This is a genomic window from Hyphomicrobium sp. (genome assembly GCF_020852195.1).
Classification (GTDB): Bacteria; Pseudomonadota; Alphaproteobacteria; order Rhizobiales; family Hyphomicrobiaceae; genus Hyphomicrobium_C.
On record NZ_JADZBI010000088.1, the window covers coordinates 25,412 to 33,481 of the forward strand.

The 8,070-nt window shown below is 61.4% G+C and carries 10 protein-coding genes and 1 tRNA gene; 5 read left to right on the forward strand and 6 right to left on the reverse strand.

Annotated features, from left to right (window positions below):
* Positions 1-64: 64 nt before the first annotated feature.
* Positions 65-235 (forward strand): hypothetical protein, encoded by a 171-nt coding sequence (locus IT540_RS07035; RefSeq protein WP_291175015.1) that lies wholly within the window; start codon positions 65-67, stop codon positions 233-235.
* A gap of 58 nt (positions 236-293) precedes the next feature.
* Here IT540_RS07035 and IT540_RS07040 read toward each other — a convergent pair whose 3' ends face one another.
* Positions 294-833: a hypothetical protein gene (locus IT540_RS07040; RefSeq protein ID WP_291175016.1), complete on the reverse strand. Its 540-nt coding sequence runs from the start codon at positions 831-833 to the stop codon at positions 294-296.
* A 495-nt stretch (positions 834-1,328) separates the two neighbouring features.
* Between IT540_RS07040 and IT540_RS07045 the strand changes: the two genes are divergently transcribed.
* Positions 1,329-2,558: a hypothetical protein gene (locus IT540_RS07045; RefSeq protein ID WP_291175017.1), complete on the forward strand. Its 1,230-nt coding sequence runs from the start codon at positions 1,329-1,331 to the stop codon at positions 2,556-2,558.
* A 113-nt stretch (positions 2,559-2,671) separates the two neighbouring features.
* Here the strand turns inward: IT540_RS07045 and IT540_RS07050 are convergent, their stop codons facing one another.
* The 4 genes from IT540_RS07050 to IT540_RS07065 all read right to left on the reverse strand — a co-directional run bounded on the left by IT540_RS07050 (position 2,672) and on the right by IT540_RS07065 (position 5,290).
* Entirely contained in the window at positions 2,672-3,406 is a 735-nt protein-coding gene (locus IT540_RS07050; protein WP_291175020.1) for a hypothetical protein, read from the reverse strand.
* Positions 3,407-3,647: 241 nt separating this feature from the next.
* Entirely contained in the window at positions 3,648-3,815 is a 168-nt protein-coding gene (locus IT540_RS07055; RefSeq protein WP_291175023.1) for a hypothetical protein, read from the reverse strand.
* Between the two features lie 52 nt (positions 3,816-3,867).
* Positions 3,868-4,554 carry a hypothetical protein gene (locus tag IT540_RS07060; protein ID WP_291175026.1) on the reverse strand — a complete coding sequence of 229 codons (687 nt, stop codon included), beginning with the start codon at positions 4,552-4,554 and terminating at the stop codon, positions 3,868-3,870.
* Positions 4,555-4,729: 175 nt separating this feature from the next.
* Positions 4,730-5,290: an AlpA family phage regulatory protein gene (locus IT540_RS07065; RefSeq protein WP_291175029.1), complete on the reverse strand. Its 561-nt coding sequence runs from the start codon at positions 5,288-5,290 to the stop codon at positions 4,730-4,732.
* A 122-nt stretch (positions 5,291-5,412) separates the two neighbouring features.
* Between IT540_RS07065 and IT540_RS07070 the strand changes: the two genes are divergently transcribed.
* The 3 genes from IT540_RS07070 to IT540_RS07080 all read left to right on the forward strand — a co-directional run bounded on the left by IT540_RS07070 (position 5,413) and on the right by IT540_RS07080 (position 6,164).
* Positions 5,413-5,489 (forward strand) — tRNA-His (locus tag IT540_RS07070).
* A 146-nt stretch (positions 5,490-5,635) separates the two neighbouring features.
* Complete coding sequence (locus IT540_RS07075) at positions 5,636-5,998, forward strand: hypothetical protein (protein WP_291175032.1); 363 nt, start codon at positions 5,636-5,638, stop codon at positions 5,996-5,998.
* Positions 5,991-6,164: a hypothetical protein gene (locus tag IT540_RS07080; protein ID WP_291175035.1), complete on the forward strand. Its 174-nt coding sequence runs from the start codon at positions 5,991-5,993 to the stop codon at positions 6,162-6,164. The genes IT540_RS07075 and IT540_RS07080 overlap by 8 nt, the downstream gene beginning before the upstream one ends.
* Here IT540_RS07080 and IT540_RS07085 read toward each other — a convergent pair.
* The gene (locus IT540_RS07085) at positions 6,159-7,748 is read right to left on the reverse strand and encodes a winged helix-turn-helix domain-containing protein (protein WP_291175038.1); all 1,590 of its coding nucleotides are present in this window, start codon (positions 7,746-7,748) and stop codon (positions 6,159-6,161) included. The two genes, IT540_RS07080 and IT540_RS07085, sit on opposite strands and share 6 nt — an antisense overlap.
* Positions 7,749-8,070 lie beyond the last annotated feature (322 nt).

The window sequence follows — 8,070 nt, forward strand, 5'->3', positions numbered from 1 at the left end:
CATCAACAGCCCCGGCCCGTGGTATTGATCAGCCTAGTGATTGAGTCCGAAGGCGGAGACAGCAATGCTGGAAATCCTCGCGACCGTCATACTGATCGGCCTCATGCTTGTGCCGCTGGTCAACGTTCTTGTTGGCGTAGTTGCCGGCTTCATGCTGTTCGGCTTCTTTGGCGCGATCGCGGGGTTCGTGATCGGCGCGGGGCTGACAGGAATGATGACAGACGGTTTTCACTAGAGATCGCATTCAATCTGCGCAGCAGCCAGGAAGCCGGGCCAGCCCCCTGACGTGCGTCTCATGCGGACGCAGGCTGCATCGCCCCCACCGCTGTCCTGAGTCCCTCGATCACGCCCACCATGGCGTCTACGTCCCCCGGCGCGGCGGTGCGCAGTTGCTCGGCAGCGAAGTCGCACGCGAGGTCAACGGGGGGCCAAGCGCGCCCAAGCCGCTCGGCAGCCTGCTGTTCGATGTCGTGCTGGACGGGTAGGCGGAGGCCCATCGCGAGCCGCATGCGCTCCGTGAGGCGCGCCTGGGCCGCCTCAACCGCGGCGTGATGTGTGTCGGCATCAGCATCTGACCACGTTTGCGATGCGACCGCGGTCAGATCCTCGATGGCCGCCTCCACAGCCCACGCGATACCGAAGCTCTGCGACTTGCCGCGTGCCGCCTCTGCGTACTTGGTAATCTCGGACACGATCTCGGCCGGCGCACGCCGGACAAAACGCGGCGTGTCCACGCATCCGTCTTCGACAAAGATGGCCGTCTCGCCCACGGCCGACTGGTTATCGGTTTCAACCCAGGCGCCACGCCCAGCTTGCATATGAATGACGATCATGAGAGTTTCCTTTTGCTCGTTGAAGTAACGTCATGAAAACTCGAGGATTCGTCACGCCAGATCAAGTGTTTTGGAAACGCTACATCTTGGAGTGTTTGCCGTTCGATTTTAGAAATACTGGTGCGGCTAACGTCGAATACGCGAGCAATGGACGCTATGCTTCCCCCGGCTAAGTTGAAATAGAATTGCGAGCGGGCCAGATTTCTGAGCGAATTCAGCAAAAGCGTTCCAACGCCTGCGCGCCGACACCATCCCCGGGGCACCTGCTCCGCCCCAGCTCTTGCATGCGTGAGCGCGGAAAATCGGGGCGCAGACTGGCCACGCTGGGCCGCGTCGTGGGACCACCGATGCATGTCCGAGCGACGCGCGCGCCGGCAGTGCATGACCAGCAACGAGTCGGCAACGCGACTCACGTATCATTAAACGCATACGGCGCCACCCTGGCAGGTCGCGCCGCACACTTGAAGCTCACCTGCGGTAACAGGAGAACTCCCGATGACTACGCGTAGCGCCCTTTCCGGCGCGAATCCAGCGCGCAATGCGCCTACACCTAACGACGCCTCAAAGCCTTCGGCATTGCAGCCTGTTGCGCATATCGGCGCAACCAACTGCAACACTCCCGACGCCAACAAGCCGCTGCGCTTGGCACTCCTGGCTGCAGGCTTGCTCTTGGCGGCCGTTTCGATCGCCTTGGCAGCATCGGCTGGCTACGCAAGGGGTGCGACTCAGCTTGAGGCTGTGGTCTGGTCGGTCGCAGGAATCGCCCTCGCCATTGTCTCTCTGACCGGCCTCGCTGCCGCGATTTCGACACGCGGCACAATGCGTCGCGCGGCATTCACCGCATGGCTGATCGCGCTCGCTTTCGTGATCGTGGCGGGCTTGGGCAGCCAGCATGGGGGGCGCGAGCTGGCCACACGCACCGATAACGCCACGACCGGCGACCGCACGCGCGCCGAGGCTGTGTACAAGCGCGCCGCCGCCGATCTCGCCGCGCTCCCCGCGGCACGCCCGGCCGGCGTGATCGACAACGAGCTGGCGGTGCTGCTGAAGGACACGCGCCTGCGCGGGTGCGCCGGCTGGCTCGAAAGCAAGCGCCTCCGCACCGTCTGCGTGGAGAAAGTCGAGCCCCTGCGCGCCGAGCAGTCGATAGCGCATGAGCGCCAGCGACTGCAGCAGACCATGGACAACGCCACCGCCGCGCTCACCGCCGCCAAGCCGACGACGCCCGCGAATTCGGACGCCGCCGCCGTCGCCCGCTACCTCGCGGCGCTGGGTGTCGTGCTCCCTGTCGATCGGCTCGCGGATTTGATCAGCCTGTTAACGGTTGTGGCGATCGAAGTCGTCGGCGCAGTGGCGCTCGCGCTCGGTAGGCAGCACCCTGTGGCGCAGCCACCAAGTGCTGCGGTGAACGTTCACGAACAGCCGCGCGACGGGGGCGCGCTGACGCTGCAGGCGCCTGTGAACACGCCACCCCGGCCCGGTGTTCAAAGCCTGCCGAATCGGGGCCTGAACGCGGATACGACGGCGACGATTGAACGCTTGAAGGCGCGCATCCTTGGCGATCTTGAACGCGGCCCGCGTGCATGTTCACAGCGTGCGCTCGCTGGCGAGTTCGGCGTGTCGGTTGGTTACGTGAACAAGGCGCTCAAAGAGCTTGCGCATGGTGGTCGCGTTAACGTGTTGGCGTCTCGCGTAGGGACGCGGCTCGAGCTTGCGACGGCATGACAATCACGGGCGGCGCCTACGGGCGCTGCTTCTTGCTTGACGGCAAGGGCCTCGCATATCAGGCGGTCAGAGTGTTGCACTCAGCGAACTACAAGGCGCCAAGCGGGCCAGTCTCAGTGCAGAAAGATGTACTTTCCGAGTGCGCCGACTAGATTGTCGTAAGTGCCTCGCACCTCACTCAAATGTTCACTTTTGAAGTCAAGCCACGCCTGCGCAGGTGAGTTGTCCCCCTCTTCGCGCTCAGAGAACGTCACTCCGAAAATCCTCAGCTGTTTCCGAACTTCGGCTTGCCATTCAGCGCTCGCGTGAGTCTCTGCCCCTTCGGTCACAACGGTCGCAAGGTTCCGACGCGCCCGAGGAAATTGGCGACAAGCAATCTCCATATAGATAACCGCCGCCCCGACCTCCGGTCCCAATAAATCAGTTGCCAGCTTGTGAAAGGTCAGCAGTTTTCGCTGCGCATCGTCGCACTCCGCAACTCTCCGCGAGCCCTCTCCGGAAAGAAAGTATTCGATAATATTCGTATCTGGCACCAGCAGTTTATCCTTAAGGACCACCGGAGCGCAGGCACGGCGCGCAGCGTGAAAAGAGTTGTCTGCGACACGCAGTATTTCGGAAGCAAGATCACTGCGTCTTCTTGCATTCTCTTGCCTCTTCCATACCGATAACGCGCGGCTGGCAATCACTGCACCGCAGAGAGTCCCAAGCCCCTGCATCCAATCTGTTATGTTCCCGCCTCTCAGAAACCAGATTGCAGCTTCCGAATTGATCGAAACAGCCAGCAGAATCGCGAGGACGGCGCAGGAAACGATTGCGATCGGATCAACCCAGGAATGGTATTCTTCCACGGCAACACCTCAATGATGCAACAACGGTCGAGCTTGACGCGTACTCGATCATGACGCCGCCGTCGAACGCGCGTCGATCAATCACGAGCGGATGCCGGTCCCTGCTAACGGCGGAGTCGGATTGGGGGCCGTGGCTGCACGGGGTGCCGGAGGAAGCATTCGCGGTATGCCGCCCGTGCGCGGCGGATCGAATGTGGATCGCTGGGGGCGGGTTTCGAGAAGCGCGACATTGGCGCAGGGCTCATTCGATGAGCCATTTGGCGGTTTCAGGAGTCAGGATCGCCAACGAGAAAAAGAGCAGTGCGCCCATCATAATGGCGGAAGTAATCACCATCCCAAGACCAAATTCGCGATCGGACGGGGTTCGCTGCTTTTCGGGGTACAGCCGGGACCAGTCTTCATCGCTCATTTCGACTCCCGATAGGCGTCAGTTGTCAAACGCCACCAGAAGAACCTCATGCTCAACTGGCCACTTGCTTTACGGCAAACTCGTGCATTTCGCCTGCGAACTCCACTTGCACGATGTACTCGGTCGGTCCTTTGGTCGGATGCGTCAGGCGGTCAAGTACGACCGTGCCACCGTACCATTCGCCAGGGAGCACCGTGTTGTCTTTGAGGATCGTCTGCTGAAGGCCGCTCAGATTGCGCTCGCCTTCAATGCGAAGTCGATCAAAGTCATTCGCTGTTTCCGCGTTCGCAGCCTGCTGTGCGATTTGCGCGCGAAGCGGATCGTATGTAGTCGCGGTGTAAGTCCCGTACGCTCGCCCGCCGTAACCGTAGGTGTTCACACCGCCTGTTGAGGTAACATAGCCGGCGTTGGCGGCCGACATTGCTCGAGCCGTTCCCGACAGCACCGCTGCGAACGCCTGGACTGCTTGCTTGTCCTTTTCCTCCTGCACAAGCTCGTCGTATCGATGCACGCGAACGGCGACATGCTTGCCTTCAACGTTTTGCCGCGCCGAGATAGAGGACTCGAGAAGGTCATGCGGCGCGCCGCTCATATTGTTGACGACGATCGTGAACGCTGGCCGGGCGCTTCCGTCTATGACGCGCGAATTGGGCTTAAGCATCACGACGTGCTTCTTGCGCGAAACTAAGGCGGGCACGCCGTCGCGAATGATGGATTCTTGTCCGGGTGCAGCCGCCAAGTGGATCGTTTGTGGTTGAGAACAGCCAGCGGCAAGTAATGCAAACGCACAGGTAGTTGCGGATCGCAATAACATTGTGTCCCCCCAACATTCATGCGTGAAATGAGGGGAAGAGTAGATCCGTTAACGCACGAGTCGCAACACGCGTCGCGATTGTGGGGGGATGCCCTGTGGGCTATCGCAGCGCATCATCCGCAAGCTGTTGATTCAGAATGCCGATAGCAACAGCACGGCGATCCTCGTCGGTGCCGCCCAACAGCGCGTCCGCATGATCTCCACAGAGATGCTGCGCGATCGGTAGTAGCACCGGCATCAACCCGGCCGCGACGAGCATCGCCGGTACTTGCTCGAGCTGTGCAAACGCATCTGCGGTCAGCGGTACATTGACCGAGACGAATGAGCCAGTCGGCAGCGCGACGCCTGCGCGTCGCGCTAATTCGGTGGCAGCGTCGGAAATGACATCCTGAAGCTGTTCGGCTTTGAGCGTCGTCGGATCGGTCACTGCGCGGTCACTGATAGCGGCGATCTGATCGGCGTTCCTCTGTTCAAGCCATTCGACGATCACAGCCAGCCGCCAGCGGTTTTCCTTGGTTGGAATCCCGTCCGGCTTTGGGAACTTGCCACGCGCCATCAGGCGCTGTATCTGACGCCTATCCAAGCCAGTCGCCTCGGCAATTTCGACGTAGCCGACGTATCGAGGTAGCTCTGTACGGGCAGCAGTGACGGCATTGGACATGTTGCGACCGTCACTGATTTGCGGGTAAGCCGCAAGCTCGCGTGAGCAGCAGTGACAGGGCAGTGACGAGTAGTGTTGACGGTGACGAGCTACAGTAGCTAACTCACTGTAATTTCTTGTAAGCCGCCTTAGCTCAGTTGGTTAGAGCGCTAGATTGTGGATCTAGAGGTCCCCCGTTCGAGCCGGGGAGGCGGTACCAAACAAAATCAATGACTTACGCAAGATCGATCTGGCCAGTGATTAACGTATATATAGCGGCCAGATAGCGGAATTCCCTCGCTAGCCACATACAACTCACCCGTGCGGGTTGTTGCCTCGTTGGTCCCAAATCAGCGAGTCTTCGCTGTGTGGCTACCTGCCACGGCGGAAGCCAAGCGGGCTTTCGGGACGTTCTGGCGGCAGTCGGCGCGGGTCGCTGGCTCGGAGAGCGAACTCACGGAGATCGCTATTGCGAAGCTCGAAAGCTTGCGGCTCGGTCTCGTCGAGCTTTTCCATTTCGACAGCGAAGAGTTCTGGTTCCGCGGCGGCCATCTTCTGCTACGGGGCAACAACGGTACCGGTAAATCGAAAGTCTTGTCGCTGACACTGCCGTTCCTGCTCGACGCCAAGATTAAATCCTCGCGCATCGAGCCGGATGGTGATGCCGGCAAGCGAATGGCCTGGAACCTCCTTCTCGGTACGCAAGAGCGGCGTACGGGCTATGCCTGAATCGAGTTCGGCCGCCGCGCTGCCGGGCAGCGAGCACTTCATCACGCTGGGTGCTGGGCTTTTTTTGCCGCCGTTGGGGAGATCGCTCGCCCTGCAGCGGATGTTGGCCGCCATTTTCTGGTCGGGAGACGCCAATCGTCTGGAACTGCGTCTGGGCGCATCATAGCGGAACGCGCTGGTTCGTCGCGAGCTTGGGGAAGAGGTGTGCCAGACTGGCCGGAATGACGTCAGGGCCGTGGATATTGCTGAGATGAACGGCCAGTCCATGCAGGATATTCTTCTGATGGTGACGCCGCTCGAACTGCCGGGCGCTGACCCGGTGGAGATGCGTCAATAGCCGTCGGCCGGCTTCGATCGTGACCGCGGCGAGAATCGGTTTGAGTGCCGGTGGAACGGTGCGCGCCTTGGGCGAGAGAAAGAACAAGCCGAGCTTGAGTCGAGTGAGGGGCGCGACCGTATAAAGCTCGGCGGTCAACTGGGCCGCGTCGCTGCGCCGATCGGCCGCGAGCAAGGCCGTTCCCTTGAGGACGAGCAGATAGACATGGAACTCGGAACCGGGTTCGCTGAACTCCATCGCGCGGTCATAGAGGTCGATGGCACGATCGATCTCCCCCTGACAAGCAAGGATCTGCGCTTTCATGGCGAATGCCGCCGCGAAGGCCGTGCTCGCCTGAAATGCTTCGTCAGTCAGCGTGCCGGCGAGCTGCAGATGGCCTCGATCGACGAAGCGCAGGACCTTTGCGATCCCGAGCAGCAGCATGGGCTCGCCCCGGGCTTTTGGCAGCGCATCGAGCGCCAGGCGCTCGATGTCGTCCTCGATGGCGAGCCATTCCTCGTCCGACAGGGGCGGCGTCTCCGCTGAAAGAGGCCCCTGCATCAATTGGGCATAGCGGTTGAGAGCGAGCAGCACCGAAAGAGAAGGATCGTCCGGATTGGCGGCATGCGCCTCCTCCAGCCGGTGCGCATTGTGGCGCCAGCTTTCGCGGTCAGCGGCGAGCAGCACCGCCGCGTCGTGCATCCGCAGATGCAACGGCCGGTCACCCGGCGTTGGCTGCTGGCCGTCTGGGAGCGCGGCATGGGCCCAGATGGATTGCACGAGGGATTGCGCGAATGTCTCCAGCTCCGCGTTATCCGGCGACAGCGGCAAGGTCAGGCGAAAGGGCGCGATCGGCGTATTGGTTCGACCGTCCCGGAGGACGAGCGCCATATGCATCTGCCGGTCTTCAGGAAGCAGACCGATTTCTAGGCTATGGACGATGTCACCCGCCGCCCCCTGCTCGAACCGCCACTGGGGCATGAGCCGCACCTTGTGGCTTTGCCCCAACACCGCCCCGACGTGCTTCACGACGCGCTCCACGATGGCGGTCGCACGGCTGTTTCCGGAACCGAGGCCATAGACAGGACCAACAAGAAGAAAGGCCGAAACCGGCTCGACCCCGATCGGTGTGGCAACCCAGACATATCCCTCGCCATACTGGGTGGCGATGAACCGCGGCGTTCGGGCGTCGTCGCCCAAGCGCTTGCGCAGCCGGTTGATGAGATAGTCGATATTACGTTCGCCGAGTTCGCCGCCTGCATCGCCGAGACCTTCGAGCAGCGTCGGCCTCGTCACCAGCCGGTTCGGCTGCTGTGTCAGTTGCAGGATCAGGGCCCGTTCCTGCCGGGTCAGCCGCAGAACCGTTCCGTCGTCCCGCGTCGCAGACAGCATGTCGGGCTGGAATACGAGATCGGCATAACGAATGGACTGCATTGGCCCTCCCCGGTGCATCAGCGAGGAGAAGCGGACACTCTACTCTTCCCCCCGCGTCATTGACTGGCCGTCCGACGCCTCTTGGTACTGATTGCCTTGGTACAGAGCATAGTCATCAAAATGCACCACGTAATGGCATTTCTGCCGCCCGCCAGGCAAACACCCCCGAAAGAGCGCCTGGGTTCCCGCGTCCAAATACTGGTGCGAGATTGTTTTGCTATGGCGCTCAGAGACGGCCATCGGACGATCACGGTCATCTCCTCGGCAGGCGTCTGGACCAAGCGCCAAGCGCGCCGGCACGGGTCACGGGAGAAGGGCATCC

Coding starts and splice junctions, on each gene's coding strand:
- IT540_RS07035 (WP_291175015.1), top strand. CDS start 65: ATGCTGGAAATCCTCGCGACCGTCATACTGATCGGCCTCATGCTTGTG.
- IT540_RS07040 (WP_291175016.1), bottom strand. CDS start 833: ATGATCGTCATTCATATGCAAGCTGGGCGTGGCGCCTGGGTTGAAACC.
- IT540_RS07045 (WP_291175017.1), top strand. CDS start 1,329: ATGACTACGCGTAGCGCCCTTTCCGGCGCGAATCCAGCGCGCAATGCG.
- IT540_RS07055 (WP_291175023.1), bottom strand. CDS start 3,815: ATGAGCGATGAAGACTGGTCCCGGCTGTACCCCGAAAAGCAGCGAACC.
- IT540_RS07065 (WP_291175029.1), bottom strand. CDS start 5,290: ATGTCCAATGCCGTCACTGCTGCCCGTACAGAGCTACCTCGATACGTC.
- IT540_RS07080 (WP_291175035.1), top strand. CDS start 5,991: ATGCCTGAATCGAGTTCGGCCGCCGCGCTGCCGGGCAGCGAGCACTTC.
- IT540_RS07085 (WP_291175038.1), bottom strand. CDS start 7,748: ATGCAGTCCATTCGTTATGCCGATCTCGTATTCCAGCCCGACATGCTG.